The organism is Bacillus sp. LR--39, assembly GCF_053613335.1.
Genome location: NZ_JBSIOT010000001.1, coordinates 681,421 through 697,650 on the forward strand (window position 1 = coordinate 681,421; position 16,230 = coordinate 697,650).

Genomic DNA, 16,230 nt, shown 5'->3' on the forward strand with positions numbered 1-16,230 from the left:
ATAGGCGTATATCTTCTTTTTCAGTATTTTCTAAATAACGGAGGACGTGTATAAAAGTATTGGACGAGAGCATTTCGGTGGATTATACTAAAGGGTAGCCAGTTTTTCCGGCAATGAGAGTGATATTGAAAATGGTGAGATAATGGTAGAATATCAAGTGAAAATTGATACGTTTGAAGGCCCATTGGACCTGCTGCTTCATCTGATTAACCGTCTTGAAATCGACATATACGACATACCCGTGGCAACCATTACTGAACAATATTTATTATATGTACATACAATGCAAGAGCTTGAACTTGATGTCGCCAGTGAATATCTGGTCATGGCGGCGACGCTTCTCAGTATTAAAAGCAGAATGCTGCTTCCGAAACAAGAGGAAGAACTGTTTGAAGACGAAATGCTTGAAGAAGAAGACCCTCGGGACGAGCTGATTGAAAAACTGATTGAGTATAGAAAGTATAAAACCGCTGCGAAGGATTTAAAAGAGCGGGAAGAAGAAAGACAAAAGTCATTTACAAAGCCGCCGAGTGATTTAAGTGAGTATGCAAAAGAAATCAAACAGACCGAGCAGAAACTGTCGGTGACCGTTTATGACATGATCGGCGCGTTTCAAAAGGTGCTTCAGCGTAAAAAAATCACGCGGCCGAAAGAAACGACCATTACAAGGCAGGAAATACCGATTGAAGACAGAATGAACGAAATCGTAAAAAGCTTAAAAACGGCGGGTAGAAGAATAAACTTCACGGAGCTTTTTCCTTCTCGGCAAAAGGACCATCTCGTCGTGACGTTTTTAGCAGTCCTGGAACTGATGAAAAATCAGCAGATTATCATTGAACAGGAAGAAAACTTTTCAGATATATACATTACGGGGAGTGAATCCATTCATGGCGCTTGATATCGTGAATTGGAAAGCGATTGTGGAAGCCCTGCTGTATGCGGCGGGTGATGAAGGGCTGACCAAAAAGCAATTGGTGACGGTGCTTGAAATAGAAGAAGCGGAACTGGCCGGAATCATGGAAGAAGTGGCCGCTCAGTACAAGGAAGACGACAGAGGCATCGAGCTTACCGAATATGCGGATACGTATATGCTTGGAACGAAAAAAGAATTCGTGCCTTATTTGAAAAAACTAATCGAAGTGCCGTCAAAAGGGCTGTCACAGGCTTCTTTGGAAGTGCTGGCGATCGTTTCGTACAAGCAGCCGATCACACGGGCGGAAATTGAAGATATCCGGGGCGTGAAGTCTGAACGGATTCTGCACAGCCTCGTGTCAAAAGCGCTGCTGTGTGAGGTGGGCCGCGCCGACGGTCCCGGCCGGGCGATTTTATACGGCACGACACCGGTATTTCTTGAACAATTCGGCTTAAAAACATTGGAGGAGCTCCCGCCGCTTCCTGAAAATGCGGAGGAAGACGTTCTCCAGGAGGAAGCCGATTTATTCTTTGAAAACTTCAACCAAACTTTTGAGGATATTAAATAATAATCGTTTTTCATCATACGATAGTAAGGAAAGGCCATTGATGAATGACGCAAATGACGACGTACAAGAGAGGAAGGAAACGGACGGAAATGGGAAATTCGATTGTGAGGGCCCATACTGAAGAAACTGGTGAATTTTTAGCCGAGGTTGTCACGATGGTCAGCAGCTATTTAAATCATACAACATTGCCGGAGATGCGGGCTCAAGGAGAGGCGGATGAGGCATACTGCCGCGACGTGCTCAGTGTGCTGAGGAGGATGACCGTCTTTTGCGAAGGCGCCCAGGAAGCCTGCAGGCGGCTTTTAATGCAGGAGCCGTTTCATGAGGTGAGAGCGGAAAAAACGCTGTATAAAGTGTATCATCAGTGCGTGGAAGAGTTTTTCATGCCGAAAAAGGATACATGGTACGAAAACAGCCGCGCCGCTTATACAGGCCAAAGCGCGATTGAATTCTACCAGCAAGTGCCGGACTCGCTGCGGAGCCTTCTGCTTTCGCTCAGCAGTGAATTTCTGCGCATGCGGGAAGAATTAGCGCAATATGAAGCATCAGGCTCAAATATGGCATCAGTCAGATAAAAACTCTTCCTTTTGGGAGAGTTTTTTTATGTGAAAGTGACGCAATTGGTATTCATAAGTCATGGACATGCGCATAAACTTGTACAAACCCACAACAAGGACGTGAGCATTCATGCGCTTTCTCAAAAAAGCTGCCGTATTTCTTTTGACTTTTGTTATTCTTTTTTCCATTACAGACGGCAATACGGCACATGCCCAAATACATGTCAGCGCAAAAAGCGCGATTATAATCGACGGAGCATCTGGCAGGGTGTTATTCGCCAAGGATGAACATCATAAGCGGCGGATTGCAAGCATTACGAAAATCATGACGGCGGTGCTGGCGATTGAATCAGGGAAGATGGAAGAGACCGTGACGGTTTCCCCGAATGCCGTAAAAACGGAAGGCTCAGCCATTTATCTTCAGCCGGGACAAAAAGTGAAGCTGAAAGATCTCGTATACGGGCTTATGCTGAGATCAGGAAATGACGCCGCTGCAGCAATAGCTGAATATGTCGGCGGAAGCCTTGACGGTTTTGTATTTATGATGAACAAAAAAGCCGAGCAAATCGGGATGGAAAATACAAAATTTCAAAATCCGCACGGACTGGACGACCATGAAAATTTATATTCAACGGCGTATGACATGGCGCTTTTGACTAAATATGCGATGAAAATCAAGGAATACCGGACCGTTTCAGGCACAAAAGTGTATAAGGCGGAAACGATGGACCGGGTATGGAAAAATAAAAACAAGCTTCTGACTGGGCTCTACCGTTACAGCACAGGCGGAAAAACGGGTTACACAAAAATCGCGAAACGGACGCTCGTCTCGACGGCCTCAAAAGACGGTACGGATCTCATCGCGGTCACCATAAATGATCCGGATGATTGGGATGATCATATGAATATGTTTAATTATGTCTTTGATCACTATAAAACCTATGTCGTCGCCAAAAAAGGCGGCATTCCGAAGCTGAAAAAGACGTTTTACGGAAAGCGCGCTTTTATTGCCCGGGATGTCAAATATTTGTTAAAAGAGGATGAAATCGACGATGTGAAAATCCGCACAACCTTAATAAAACCGAAAAAAGCCTGGAAAAAGGACGCCTCTCTCATTCCTGATGTCGTCGGCCGGATGACTGTTATGCATGATGGGAAAGTGATCGCCAAGATCCCCGTCTATTATGAAAACGAGCGCCATAAAAAACCGAAAAAGCATTTCATTGAGACGTTTACGAGCCTGTTTATGAGCGCGGCGGGCGGTTCGTCATGGTCAATTTAATCTGGGTATGTCTGACGGTAATCGGACTTGTCTTTGCGATGTTTAACGGTACCTTGCAGGATGTGAATGAAGCCGTTTTTAAAGGAGCGAAAGAAGCGGTTACGATCTCGTTCGGATTAATGAGCGTTCTCGTGTTCTGGCTCGGCCTGATGAAAATAGCCGAGCAGTCCGGCCTTTTGGATATATTCAGCAGAATGTGCCGCCCGTTTATTTCTAAGCTGTTTCCCGATATTCCCCCTGATCATCCGGCGATGGGATACATCTTATCAAATCTCATGGCAAACTTTTTCGGACTGGGAAATGCGGCGACACCGCTCGGCATTAAAGCCATGGAGCAGATGAAAAAGCTGAATGGAGGTAAGTCTGAGGCCAGCCGTTCCATGATTACCTTTTTGGCGGTAAATACTTCGAGTATTACATTGATACCGACAACCGTCATTGCCGTGCGCATGGCTTACTCGGCGAAATCACCGACCGATATCGTCGGGCCGACCATCTTAGCGACTTTAATTTCGGGAATCGGCGCGATTTTCATTGACCGCTACTTCTGGTACCGCCGCAAAAGAAAAGGGAGGTAAGCGAATGGAAATGGTGAATTGGCTGTCTTTAGCCATGATTCCGATTATTATCGCCGGTATATTGATATACGGCACGATCAAAAAAGTGCCGACGTATGAATCATTCGTTGAAGGCGGAAAAGAAGGAATTGAGATAGCGTTTTCCATCATTCCCTATTTGGTCGGGATGCTGGTGGCGATTACCGTATTCCGGGCCTCGGGCGCGCTGGATTTTGTCATGGGGCTGTGCAAGCCTTTCTTTACAGCGCTCGGCATTCCCGCAGAAGTCGTGCCGCTTGCTCTGATCCGCCCGATTTCGGGGACGGCGGCGCTCGGCATGACGACAGATCTGATCGCCGTGTACGGGCCTGATTCATTTATCGGCAGGCTGGCTTCGGTCATGCAGGGATCGACTGACACGACGCTGTATGTCCTGACGGTGTATTTCGGGGCGGTCGGCATCAAAAAAATGGGGGATGCTTTAAAGGTTGGTCTTCTCGCTGATTTGATCGGGGTGGTTGCATCAATCATCATAGTTACGTTATTATTTGGAAGCGCCTGAAATCAGGCGCTTTTTATATATCAAAATAACTCTCCTTGAAAAAGCTTGTTTGTTCAGGGGGAAAAAAGTAAGATTATACTTGAGGTGAACGACATGGAAAGACTGCAAAAAGTTATTGCTCATGCCGGCGTGGCATCACGCAGAAAGGCGGAAGAGCTGATAAAAGAAGGAAAAGTAAAGGTGAATGGAAAAGTAATAACAGAACTCGGCGTAAAAGTGACCGGTTCTGATCAGATTGAAGTAAACGGATTAAAGGTGGAGCGGGAAGAACCCGTGTACTTTCTGCTTTATAAACCGAGAGGAGTGATCTCAGCAGCTGATGACGACAAAGGGCGGAAAGTGGTGACCGACTTTTTCAAAGAAGTGCCGCAGCGCATTTATCCGATCGGCAGGCTTGATTATGATACGAGCGGACTTTTATTGCTGACAAATGACGGCGAGTTTGCCAACAAACTCATGCATCCGAAATACGAAATTGATAAGACGTACGTCGCCAAAGTGAAGGGGATTCCTTCCAAGGAACTTTTGAGAAAGCTTGAGCGCGGCATTCAGCTTGAAGAAGGCAAGACGGCGCCGGCCAGAGCGAAAATGCTTTCCCTGGACAAAAGAAAGCAGACGAGCATCATTCAGCTGACGATTCATGAAGGACGGAACAGACAGGTCCGCCGCATGTTCGAGGCGATCGGTCATGACGTGCTGAAACTAAAACGTGAAGAATACGCATTTTTAGATTTAAGAGGCCTGCGCACAGGAGACGCAAGAGAATTGTCGCCGCATGAGGTGAAAAGGCTGCGGGCTTTAGCTGAACACGGTAAAAACGCTTTCTAATTTTCACATAACCTTCAAAAATTACAAAACGTGTTGATGATATAATTGAATGGATTTGCAGGCAGGGGAGGGGAGCAGTGTACAATGAACAAAAAACGGCGGCGTTTATTCATTCGGACCGGCATCCTTCTCATCTTACTCTGCGCGCTCGGATATACCATCTATAATGCTGTTTACACAAACGGCGAGCGTATATCTGAGGGGTCCAAAGCCCCGAATTTCGCGCTGAAAGATACAGAGGGCAGACTCATAGAACTGAGTCAGTTAAAAGGAAAAGGCGTTTTTCTGAATTTCTGGGGAACGTGGTGCGAGCCGTGCAAGCAGGAATTTCCCTACATGGAGAATCAATACAAGCATTTTAAAGACCTCGGTGTCGAGGTGGTTGCGGTAAATGTCGGCGAATCAAAAATTGCAGTACATAACTTTATGAAAACATACGGCGTCAATTTCCCGGTTGCGCTCGATACTGACCGGCAAGTGCTGGACGCGTACGGCGTATCACCTATTCCGACGACATTTTTGATCAATCCCGACGGAAAAGTCGTGAAAGTGGTGACCGGCACGATGACAGAACGCATGGTTCATGACTATATGAATTTAATTAAGCCGGAGGCGTCTTCATGAAAAAGGTCAAATGTGAATGCGGGCACGTGAATCCAGCCGGGACGGTTTTATGCGAGTCGTGCGGGAAGCCGCTTGATGATCAAAAATCGCTGCTTGCGGATATGCGGTACGACGGCAGCGCAAGGCGTTCGCAAACATATAACAAAACAATCGTAGATAAGGTATGGAACTTCTTTTCTTCCGTAAAAGTCGGAATATGGCTGATCGTCATTACTCTGGCGGCGTCTGCTTTCGGCACGGTTTTTCCGCAGGAAGCTTATCTGCCGCCGGGCGCCCAGCCGGATACATATTATGAACAGCAGTACGGCATAATCGGCCAAATGTATTATCTGCTGGGATTTCATCACCTGTACGGCTCATGGTGGTATATGCTCCTGATCGCATCCATTGGCATATCACTGGTCATCTGCAGTCTGGATCGGGTGATTCCTTTGTACAGAGCGCTGAAAAATCAAGGAGTTCGGCGGAATCCGATCTTTTTGAAGAGGCAGCGTCTATACAGCCGGACAGAAACCGAGCTGAGCGGGGATGCGGCTGATAGCCTCAGAACACGATTGAAAAAAAAGCATTATAGAGTGCGAGAACAAGAGGGAAGCATTCTGGCGGAAAAAGGCCGTTTTTCAAGGTGGGGGCCCTACGTCAATCATATCGGTCTGATCATTTTTCTGATCGGAGCCATGCTGAGATTTGTACCCGGTATGTATGTCGATGAAACGCTCTGGGTCCGTGAAGGCGAAACCGCTCAGATCCCCGGCACTGATGGCAAGTATTACTTAAAAAACAACCGGTTCACGATGCAGACATATAACAAAGACACCGAGAAAAAAGTATTCGCCGACGCCATTGACAGAGCCGGAAACGGCAAAGTCGCCAAATCCTTCACAACGGACGCGGTTTTGTACAAGAGGGAAGGCGACATTGTATTCGGCGAAAAGCCGAAGCTTAAAAGAGTCAAAGAAAACAATATCCGCGTCAATGAACCGCTTCGCTTTGACTCCTATTCTGTGTATCAGGTGGACTATAAAGAAAACCAGCTCGATCAGATGGTATTTCAGCTGATCGACCAAAAAACAAAACAGTCATTTGGCAAACTGAAGATCAATCTTCTTGATCCCGACACGGACTATGATCTTGGTAACGGTTACAAAGTGCAGATCGCCAGTTATCTTCCTGATTTTTATTTTAACAAGGACGGAGAACCGAGCACGAAAACGAAGGTTCCTAACAATCCGGCTTTTGTCTTTAAAATCACGGCTCCTGACAAGCCGAAAGGGGAGAAAAGTTTTGTTGCGATTCAGCAGACTGTTGAAGGTTCCGAAAGTAACAAGTACAAATTAAAATTCGACCATGTGGAAACGAAAAACATTACAGGACTCACCGTCAGAAAAGACTTAACCTTATGGGTGCTTGCCGTCGGCGGCGCGATCTTTATGATCGGCGTCATTCAAGGAATGTACTGGCAGCACAGAAGGATCTGGATCAAAACAGGTGATCATGAAGTGCTTGTGGCGGGACATACGAACAAAAACTGGTTCGGTCTGAAAAAGGATATCGAATTTGTTCTTAGCGGGACCGGGATTCAAGAGCCGGCCGATCAAAAAGAATTGGCCAAAAATCAGGCCTAGTGAAAAAGGAGTGGTGTCATGGCGGAGCTGAGCGCAAATTTTCTTTATGCTGCCTTTTTGATTTATTTAATTGCCGTCCCTGTTTTCGGCGGCGCCATCCGGGGAACAAAAGGTGCTAAGGACGGTAAGGGCCGCTGGTCGGCTATCGGAATCACGTTAACCATTTTCGGATTTCTTTGTCATCTCGGCTACTTCATTGCGAGATGGTCGGCAAGCGGACATGCGCCTGTCAGCAATATGTTTGAATTTACGACGTCATTCGGCATGATGCTTGTTCTCGCTTTTATTATTATTTACTTTATTTACAGACTGCCTTCATTAGGCATGTTCACATTGTCTATCGCGCTTTTGCTTATCGCATATGCAAGCATGTTTCCGACAGACATTACACCGCTTATTCCGTCACTGCAGAGCAATTGGCTGTACATTCACGTCACGACGGCGGCGCTCGGGCAGGCGATTCTTGCGATCAGTTTTGTAGCCGGCGTCATTTTCCTGTTAAAGCATGTCGACCAATCCAGACCGGGCAAAAAAACGTTCTGGCTTGAAGTCATCATGTTTATACTCGTGACGACCGTGGCATTTATCGCCGTCACGTCGGCATTCCGGCTGGCGGACTACAAAGCTGAATTTAATTGGGTGGATAAAAAAGAAGCCAAAAGCGTCATGATATATGATATGCCTGCGCTTGTCGGCCCGCATGAGGGAGAACTGCTTACGGAAGGCGCAATGAAGCCGCTTATTGAGCTTCCGGCCATTTTTTCAGGCAGAAAGGTCAATACGGTGATCTGGTCGTTTGGCGCAGGTCTCGTTTTATACGGTGGGCTCAGGCTGATATTCAGAAAGAGAATCAGCGCTCTTATCAGCCCGCTCGTCAAAAATGTGAATCTGGACTTGGTCGATGAAGTCGGCTACCGCGCTGTTTCCATCGGTTTTCCGGTATTCACACTCGGCGCGCTTGTGTTTGCGATGATTTGGGCGCAGCTTGCATGGACGCGTTTTTGGGGCTGGGACCCGAAGGAAGTATGGGCGCTGATCACCTTTTTATTTTACGCAGCGTATTTGCACTTGCGGCTGTCAAGAGGCTGGCATGGCGAAAAGTCCGCGTGGCTTGCCGTCATCGGCTTCGCCATTATTATGTTTAACTTAATTTTTGTGAATCTCGTGCTTGCCGGACTTCATTCGTACGCATAGATGCAAAAAGCCGATACAGTTCTCAAGCTGCCGCACAGTTTGTTAAAATGAAAGTAACAGAAGGAAAGCAGGGGGAAAACGATGGATCAAACAAATGAAACTAAAATATTAGTAGTAGATGATGAAGCCAGAATTCGACGCCTTTTAAGAATGTACCTTGAACGGGAAAACTATGTGATTGAAGAAGCGGAAAACGGCGACGAGGCCATTAAAATGGGGCTGGCATCAGATTATGATCTGGTGCTCTTGGATTTAATGATGCCGGGAACGGACGGAATCGAAGTATGCCGGCAGCTCAGAGAAAAAAAAGCGACGCCGATTATCATGCTGACGGCAAAAGGGGAAGAAGCCAACCGCGTCCAGGGGTTTGAAGCGGGTACGGACGATTATATCGTCAAGCCTTTCAGCCCGAGAGAAGTGGTGCTTCGGGTAAAGGCGCTTTTAAGAAGGGCTTCCCAAACATCTTATCTGACAGCCAATACCCCGACAAAAAATGTTCTCGTCTTTTCGCATCTATCCATTGATCACGATGCTCACAGGGTGACTGCGGACGGCACGGAGGTGAGCCTGACGCCGAAGGAATATGAACTGCTGTACTTCCTGGCGAAAACACCGGACAAAGTGTACGACAGGGAAAAGCTTTTAAAAGAAGTGTGGCAGTATGAATTTTTCGGAGACCTCAGAACGGTGGACACCCATGTCAAACGGCTCCGTGAAAAATTAAATAAAGTGTCCCCGGGAGCGGCGAAAAAAATCGTCACCGTATGGGGAGTCGGATACAAATTTGAGGTAGGCGCTGAATGAAGTTTTGGAAAAGCGTAGTAGGAAAGCTTTGGTTTACCATTCTTTCACTCGTGTTAATTGTTTTATTTATTTTAACGGTGCTGCTTCTGGAATTTATAGAAAATTACCACGTTGAAGAAGCGGAAAAAGATTTAACGCAGCTTGCCGATAAAATTGCGGTCATAATAGAAAATCATGAAGACCAGCCGCTTGCCAGATCCATCACGTGGGAACTGGCGGACAATTTAACGAGCATCGCGATCATTCAGGATGATAAGCATGTCTGGTATTCGCCCAATGACGATAATCATTTATCCTCTATTACATTAGAGCAGATCAAACATGACCGGGATCTGCACAAGGCGCTGACAGACCGCAAAAAAGTAAGCAAACGCGCGGTCCCCAACAATGCCGGTTCGGATAACGAACGGCTGATCGTCGGAGTGCCGTATGAAAAAGACGGCAAAAAAGGCATGGTCTTTTTATCCCAATCGCTGCTTGCCGTCAAAGATACGACGAAACATACAACACGCTATATTTTTCTTGCGGCGGGCATTGCCATCGTCCTGACAACGTTTTTCGCGTTCTTTTTATCCAGCAGGGTGACATATCCCCTTCGGAAAATGCGGGAAGGCGCCCAAGACTTGGCGAAAGGAAAGTTTGATACAAAAATTCCGATTCTGACCCAAGATGAAATCGGGGAACTGGCCATTGCCTTTAATCAGATGGGACGGCAGCTCAATTTCCATATTAACGCGCTGAATCAGGAAAAAGAACAGCTGTCCAATATTTTAAGCAGTATGGCAGACGGGGTCATCACCATTAATATCGACGGCACCATTTTGGTGACCAACCCGCCGGCCGAACGTTTTCTGCAGGCATGGTATTATGAGCAGAACATGAACATTAAAGAAGGAGATAACCTTCCCCCTGAAGCAAAAGAGCTATTTCAAAATGCAGTGAACACAGAAAAAGAGCAAATGATTGAAATGACGCTTCAAGGAAGGTCATGGGTTTTATTGATGTCGCCTCTTTATGCGGAATCACACGTCCGCGGCGCCGTGGCCGTGCTCCGTGATATGACCGAAGAGCGCAGGCTCGATAAATTGCGTGAAGACTTCATTGCCAATGTCAGTCATGAGCTCAGAACCCCGATTTCTATGCTGCAGGGATACAGTGAAGCAATAGTGGACGACATTGCAAGCACCGAAGAGGAGAAAAAAGAAATCGCGCAGATCATTTATGATGAATCTCTTCGCATGGGCCGGCTCGTCAATGATTTGCTGGATTTGGCCAGAATGGAATCCGGACATACGGGCCTGCACTATGAAACGGTAAACCTGCATGAATTTCTGGAGAAGATCTCCCGCAAATTTTCCGGGGTAGCGAAGGAAAAAGGCGTTTCGCTCACAGAAGACATCTCGGTGTCTCAGCCGGAGTGTGTCTTTGACGAAGATAAAATGGAACAGGTGTTTACCAACCTTATAGATAATGCGCTGCGCCACACGGAGTCAGGCGGAAGCGTTCATATCGCGGCTCAGACCGTAAAAGACGGACTGAAAATCGATATCAAAGATTCCGGCTCTGGAATACCGGAAGAAGACCTGCCTTTTATTTTTGAACGTTTTTATAAAGCGGACAAAGCAAGAACAAGAGGCAGGGCGGGGACCGGACTCGGACTCGCCATCGTAAAAAATATCGTGGAAGCCCACGGCGGCTCAATTGCGGTTCACAGCAGCATCGACAAAGGGACGACGTTTACATTTTATATTCCGACAAAAGTGCAGGATGACGTCTGAAATTGACGAACAATCTTGTTCCATACGAAACACCCGCATGTTCTGCGGGTGTTTTTTATTTGTTTCTCCTTTAAAAATTTAAGAATATGTTAATATAAATTCCCTTCCAAATTCCAGTTTCTCGTAATATAGTTGTAATGTAACTTTTCAACGCATTTTTACGACAAAAAAGTGAACGGAGGGGTTTCCCATGGAAGAAACCTTTCAGATATTATATGATGCATACCATCAAGATTTATATCAATTTTTATTTTATATGGTAAAAGATAAGTCGCAGGCTGAAGATTTGACGCAGGAAGTGTATATCCGCGTCTTGAATTCCTATCATACATTTGAAGGAAGAAGCAGTGAAAAAACATGGCTGTTATCCATCGCACGCCATGTGGCGATTGACTGGTTCCGCAAGCAGCAGACGATCAGACAGCGTATTATGGGTACGTTTGATTGGGATACACAAGATGTCAGAGATCAGCATTTGCTTCCGGACGAACTCGCCGTACAGCATGAAAACGTCCGGGAAATTTATACCGCGCTTGATCATTGCACCATTGATCAAAGAGCTGTTATTATCTTGAGATTTATTCAGGGATATTCCATTCAGGAAACAGCCGCCGCTCTCCGCTTCTCGGAAAGCAAAGTCAAAACGACCCAACACAGAGGGCTCAAAATACTTCGGAAACAGATGGAGCTTTTGAGGGAGGAGCTAATGGATGATGAAGTCATATTGGAACGAAGAAAGAGTAGAGGAGTTGTTAAGACAACTTCCGGCGGTTAGAGATCATCGTTCACCCGAGGCCATTTACCGGAATATTGAAACAGGTAAACCGTACAGGAAAAAACCGGCCCGAAGCTGGATCGGCCCCGCCGCAGCCGGCGTCTGCGCATTGTGCATCGCTCTGATTATATCTCCTCACCTGATGACAAACAAATCTTCCGGTGATCTAACCGCTGACAGCCGCCAGACTGAAAAAGCCAGTCAGTCAGCTTCTGTCAAGCCGCCGGATCAGAAGACGTTCGTCGTCTCAAACCAAAACAAAAACAATTACATTACCTTGGCATTTGCCGATTCAGAAACATCCGCCGTCATTCCGGTCAGTTTTGAAAAAAAGAAGCCGGATGAATCGGTTTCAGAGGCTTTATCCGAAGCGGAAAACCTAGAAGTGCCCGAATCCTTCCTGTCTGTGCCGAACCTTTTGGACGGTGTGCAGGTAACGGCGGATAAGAAGGACTTGCTTGTGCAGGTAAACGGACGGTTCTCTATCGAATCAGTTGCCGATGCTGACTTATTGAAAAAGATGCTGAAAGAGACTTTGACATGGAGTCCTTACGAGCGGATTAAATTGAAAAAGGTTCAAAACGGAGCCGGACAGGATTTTTATAAATCTTACGGCATTTCCGCTGAGATGTCCGTACATAAACAGACAAACCGGGCGTATTTTTCTTACAGCGACAGTCTGGGACAAGAGTATCTCATCCCGTCTGAACAAACCTATTATTCAGTATATCAGGCTATTGACGGGATGAAGACAACAGACGGAGGCTCACAGACCGCGAGCATTATAGAAGCAGATGCGATTGCATCGGTATCGGAAAGGGAAGACGGTGAGCAGCTGCGGATTCAATTGTCCGAAAAACATACGGTTGAAGATTCGCTGGAAGGGATTTTAATGATCGAAGGGCTTCTGTTAACTGCGAAGGAATTCGGTTATTCTGAGGTGCTGTTCACACATGCGCATACAAAGAAAATCGGTAATTATGATGTGACAAAACCTATCGCTGTGCCTGCCGCGCCTAATCCGCTTCCAAGCCATTAAACGTAAAAAACCCAAAACATATGAATGTTTTGGGTTTTTTGTTGGTTACGGAAGGTCAATCAGTTTAACGGAAACAATATCCTGAATTGAAGTCAGCTCATTGACGACTTTATCATCTAAATGTTTATCAAAAGAAAGCATCATAATGGCTTCTCCGCCTTTTTCTTTACGGCCTACCTGCATGGTAGCGATATTGATATCGTTATCGCCGAGGATGCGTCCGACGCGTCCGATTACACCAGTCGTATCCTGGTGCTGGATATAAACGAGGTGGCCGGCAGGATTTAAGTCAATATTAAAGCCGTTCAGTTCAACGATTCGTTCACCGAAGTGAGGGATATACGTAGCCGTTAACGTAAATGTGCTCCGGTCTCCGGTTACTTTTACGCTGATGCAGTTATCATATCCTGATTCATTGGAGGAAATCTTCTCGCTGAAGCTGATTCCGCGTTCTTTTGCTACACCGCCGGCGTTCACTTCATTGACCGTTGAGTCTACACGCGGTTTTAAGAAACCGGACAGCAGGCTTTTTGTAATAAATGATGTTTCAAGTTTGGCGATGGTGCCTTCATATTGAATCGCAACATCTTTGACGGGTTCCTTCATACATTGTGATACGAGACTTCCGATTTTATCAGCAATTTGGTGATAAGGCTGGATTTTTTTGAATTCATCTTTCGTCATCGCAGGCAGGTTGATCGCTGACATGACAGGCAGACCTTTTGCAAACTGCAGCACTTCTTCAGAAACCTGTGCCGCGACATTCAGCTGTGCTTCTTTCGTTGAAGCGCCTAAGTGAGGTGTGGCGATCACCAGCGGATGGTCGGGAAGCTTTGATTCAACTGGCGGTTCCACTTCAAACACGTCAAGGGCAGCGCCTGCGACATGGCCGCTTTCCAGCGCTTCCAAAAGCGCCGCTTCATCAATAATACCGCCTCTTGCGCAGTTGATAAGACGGACGCCTTTTTTCGTTTTGGCAATGGTTTCTCTGTTAAGCAGTCCTTTTGTTTCCTTTGTTAAAGGCGTGTGGACGGTAATGATATCCGCGCTTTCAAGCACTTCTTCGAATGTCCGGCTGTTTACGCCGATTTTGCCGGCTCTCTCTTCGGTTAAGAAAGGATCGAATACATGAACCGTCATACCGAACGCTCTGGCGCGCTGGGCAATCTCGCTTCCGATCCGGCCCAGACCGACAATGCCTAAAGTCTTTCCGTAGAGCTCCGCCCCGACAAAAGCCGTCCGGTTCCATTCTCTAGATTTTACTGAGATATTGGCTTGCGGAATGTGTCTCATTAATGAAGAAATCATCGCGAATGTATGCTCTGCCGTTGAAATGGTGTTTCCATTCGGCGCGTTTATCACGATAACCCCATGTTTTGTGGCCTCATCAATGTCGATGTTGTCTACGCCGACACCGGCTCTGCCGACGATTTTTAAAGAGGTCATTTTTTTAAACAATTCTTCGGTTACTTTCGTGGCACTGCGGACTAACAGGGCATCAAAGGTATGTAATTCTTCTTCTGCATCCGCGACGTTTTTTTGAACAATTTCTATAAAGTCTGATTCCATCAGCGGCTTTAAGCCGTCATTGCTCATCTTATCTGAGACCAAAACTCGAAACATTGTTAGATTTCCTCCTAGTTTAGCTGACTAAATATCTGATAATTTATCATATTCTCAATAGAGTGTCAATGTGTATTGACGCAGTAAAGGAGAAAAGGAAACCGCTGAATCAGCTTAAATTGGGCTTCCCCAATATTTTATTTAAATTTGAGCAGTTCTCTATACAATTGCAATTTGATCATATATAATGTGAATAAATTCATAAGATCAATCTTCGGGGCAGGGTGAAATTCCCTACCGGCGGTGATGAGCATCATGCTCTAAGCCCGCGAGCTGCTTCGGCGGCAGGATCCGGTGAGATTCCGGAGCCGACAGTATAGTCTGGATGGGAGAAGATGGAGGTTCAGCAGACGTTTTGATGCTTATATCAAACGTTTCTTTGCCAAGCCTTAGTAAGCTCCCGCTTTTTAACAAAAGCGGTTTTTTTATTGGGGCGCAAAAGAACCTTTCCTCTTTTCGAGAGATTTGATCGAAAAGGAGAGAGCATTGTGAAAGTAAAAAAATTAGTTGTCATCAGTATGCTTAGCAGTATTGCTTTTGTGCTTATGCTGTTAAATTTCCCGTTTCCGGGTCTGCCGGATTATTTGAAAATTGATTTCAGTGACGTTCCTGCAATTATCGCCATTTTGGTTTACGGGCCTGCGGCGGGGATTGCGGTTGAAGCGATTAAAAATATTCTGCAGTATATCATTCAAGGAAGCATGGCCGGCGTGCCTGTCGGGCAGGCAGCCAATTTTATCGCGGGAACGCTGTTTATTCTGCCGACGGCGTTTATGTTTAAAAAGCTTAATTCTGCAAAAGGTCTTGCGGTGAGCCTGCTGGCCGGAACCGCGGCGATGACCGTGCTGATGAGTATTTTGAACTATATTCTTATCCTGCCCGCGTATACTTGGTTTTTACATTCACCGGCACTGTCAAACAGCCAGTTAAAAACGGCGGTTGTCGCAGGAATTCTGCCGTTTAACATTGTAAAAGGCATTATCATCACCATCGTCTTTACGTTCATCTTTACGAAGCTGAAACCTTGGATTGAACAAAAACGCAGCATCCAAACACAATAAAGATTGAAAGCGTCCGCTCTGTGAAAACAGCCGGACGCTTTTTTGTTTGTGCTGATCGGCAAAAAATAAGACTCCGGCCGATAACAGCCGGAGTCTTATTCAGGACGAAAAAGCTCCTCTCACGGGGAGGGCTTTTTTATTCGTATTTCAGCGGGTCGCCTTCGAACGGTTCATCCGCAACTTTGATTGAATCAGTAGGGCATCCTTCAAATGCGTCAATCATATCTTCTTCCAGAACTTCCGGAACTTCGACGACGCCTTTATTTTCGTCAAGCGTAACGAACGCAATGCCTTCATCATCATAATCATAAATGTCTGGTGCCGCAGCTCCGCAGGCGCCGCATGCAATACACGTATCTTTATCTACAATTGTGTACTTTGCCATGAATAAAACCTCCCAGATTGTTCGTGTTGGAACAAATGGTTTACCTTATATATTT

17 protein-coding genes and 1 riboswitch are annotated in these 16,230 nt (G+C 46.1%); of the genes, 15 read left to right on the forward strand and 2 right to left on the reverse strand.

The features are described from left to right. Positions 1–142: 142 nt before the first annotated feature. From ACWHAR_RS03520 to ACWHAR_RS03585, 14 genes are all read left to right on the forward strand, one after another. Positions 143–898: a segregation/condensation protein A gene (locus ACWHAR_RS03520; protein WP_007409427.1), complete on the forward strand. Its 756-nt coding sequence runs from the start codon at positions 143–145 to the stop codon at positions 896–898. After that, the gene (gene scpB, locus ACWHAR_RS03525) at positions 888–1,481 is read left to right on the forward strand and encodes an SMC-Scp complex subunit ScpB (RefSeq protein WP_007409428.1); all 594 of its coding nucleotides are present in this window, start codon (positions 888–890) and stop codon (positions 1,479–1,481) included. The genes ACWHAR_RS03520 and scpB overlap by 11 nt, the downstream gene beginning before the upstream one ends. Positions 1,482–1,570: 89 nt before the next feature. Then, on the forward strand, positions 1,571–2,056 hold the full coding sequence (locus tag ACWHAR_RS03530; protein ID WP_003153380.1) for a DUF3907 family protein: 486 nt from the start codon (positions 1,571–1,573) through the stop codon (positions 2,054–2,056). 112 nt (positions 2,057–2,168) lie between these two features. Beyond that, entirely contained in the window at positions 2,169–3,320 is a 1,152-nt protein-coding gene (locus ACWHAR_RS03535; protein WP_020956018.1) for a D-alanyl-D-alanine carboxypeptidase family protein, read from the forward strand. Then, positions 3,308–3,898 (forward strand): nucleoside recognition domain-containing protein, encoded by a 591-nt coding sequence (locus tag ACWHAR_RS03540; protein ID WP_003153385.1) that lies wholly within the window; start codon positions 3,308–3,310, stop codon positions 3,896–3,898. The genes ACWHAR_RS03535 and ACWHAR_RS03540 overlap by 13 nt, the downstream gene beginning before the upstream one ends. A 4-nt stretch (positions 3,899–3,902) precedes the next feature. Next, positions 3,903–4,439, forward strand: coding sequence for a spore maturation protein SpmB (gene spmB, locus ACWHAR_RS03545; protein ID WP_003153387.1), 537 nt, complete (start codon positions 3,903–3,905; stop codon positions 4,437–4,439). A gap of 93 nt (positions 4,440–4,532) precedes the next feature. After that, on the forward strand, positions 4,533–5,267 hold the full coding sequence (rluB, locus tag ACWHAR_RS03550; protein WP_007612296.1) for a 23S rRNA pseudouridine(2605) synthase RluB: 735 nt from the start codon (positions 4,533–4,535) through the stop codon (positions 5,265–5,267). An 84-nt stretch (positions 5,268–5,351) separates the two neighbouring features. Continuing rightward, on the forward strand, positions 5,352–5,891 hold the full coding sequence (gene resA / locus ACWHAR_RS03555) for a thiol-disulfide oxidoreductase ResA (RefSeq protein ID WP_003153391.1): 540 nt from the start codon (positions 5,352–5,354) through the stop codon (positions 5,889–5,891). Beyond that, the gene (gene resB, locus ACWHAR_RS03560; protein WP_032873231.1) at positions 5,888–7,516 is read left to right on the forward strand and encodes a cytochrome c biogenesis protein ResB; all 1,629 of its coding nucleotides are present in this window, start codon (positions 5,888–5,890) and stop codon (positions 7,514–7,516) included. The genes resA and resB overlap by 4 nt, the downstream gene beginning before the upstream one ends. An 18-nt stretch (positions 7,517–7,534) precedes the next feature. Further along, positions 7,535–8,710, forward strand: a complete 1,176-nt coding sequence (gene ccsB, locus ACWHAR_RS03565) for a c-type cytochrome biogenesis protein CcsB (RefSeq protein ID WP_032873233.1) — start codon at positions 7,535–7,537, stop codon at positions 8,708–8,710. 81 nt (positions 8,711–8,791) lie between these two features. Continuing rightward, positions 8,792–9,514: a DNA-binding response regulator ResD gene (gene resD, locus ACWHAR_RS03570; protein WP_003153397.1), complete on the forward strand. Its 723-nt coding sequence runs from the start codon at positions 8,792–8,794 to the stop codon at positions 9,512–9,514. After that, on the forward strand, positions 9,511–11,292 hold the full coding sequence (locus ACWHAR_RS03575; RefSeq protein ID WP_007409435.1) for an ATP-binding protein: 1,782 nt from the start codon (positions 9,511–9,513) through the stop codon (positions 11,290–11,292). The genes resD and ACWHAR_RS03575 overlap by 4 nt, the downstream gene beginning before the upstream one ends. 190 nt (positions 11,293–11,482) lie before the next feature. Next, the gene (gene sigX, locus ACWHAR_RS03580; RefSeq protein ID WP_003153399.1) at positions 11,483–12,067 is read left to right on the forward strand and encodes an RNA polymerase sigma factor SigX; all 585 of its coding nucleotides are present in this window, start codon (positions 11,483–11,485) and stop codon (positions 12,065–12,067) included. Continuing rightward, a complete protein-coding gene (locus ACWHAR_RS03585) occupies positions 12,042–13,106 on the forward strand; it encodes a hypothetical protein (RefSeq protein WP_032873235.1) in 1,065 nt (354 codons plus the stop codon). Before sigX ends, ACWHAR_RS03585 begins: the two co-directional genes overlap by 26 nt. 45 nt (positions 13,107–13,151) lie before the next feature. Here the strand turns inward: ACWHAR_RS03585 and serA are convergent, their stop codons facing one another. Then, positions 13,152–14,729, reverse strand: a complete 1,578-nt coding sequence (serA, locus tag ACWHAR_RS03590; protein WP_032873237.1) for a phosphoglycerate dehydrogenase — start codon at positions 14,727–14,729, stop codon at positions 13,152–13,154. A gap of 206 nt (positions 14,730–14,935) precedes the next feature. After that, positions 14,936–15,070: riboswitch (FMN riboswitch) on the forward strand. A gap of 147 nt (positions 15,071–15,217) precedes the next feature. Between serA and ACWHAR_RS03595 the strand changes: the two genes are divergently transcribed. Then, positions 15,218–15,790, forward strand: a complete 573-nt coding sequence (locus tag ACWHAR_RS03595; protein WP_003153402.1) for an ECF transporter S component — start codon at positions 15,218–15,220, stop codon at positions 15,788–15,790. A 136-nt stretch (positions 15,791–15,926) separates the two neighbouring features. Here ACWHAR_RS03595 and ACWHAR_RS03600 read toward each other — a convergent pair whose 3' ends face one another. Next, positions 15,927–16,175: a ferredoxin gene (locus ACWHAR_RS03600; protein WP_003153403.1), complete on the reverse strand. Its 249-nt coding sequence runs from the start codon at positions 16,173–16,175 to the stop codon at positions 15,927–15,929. Positions 16,176–16,230: the final 55 nt, after the last annotated feature.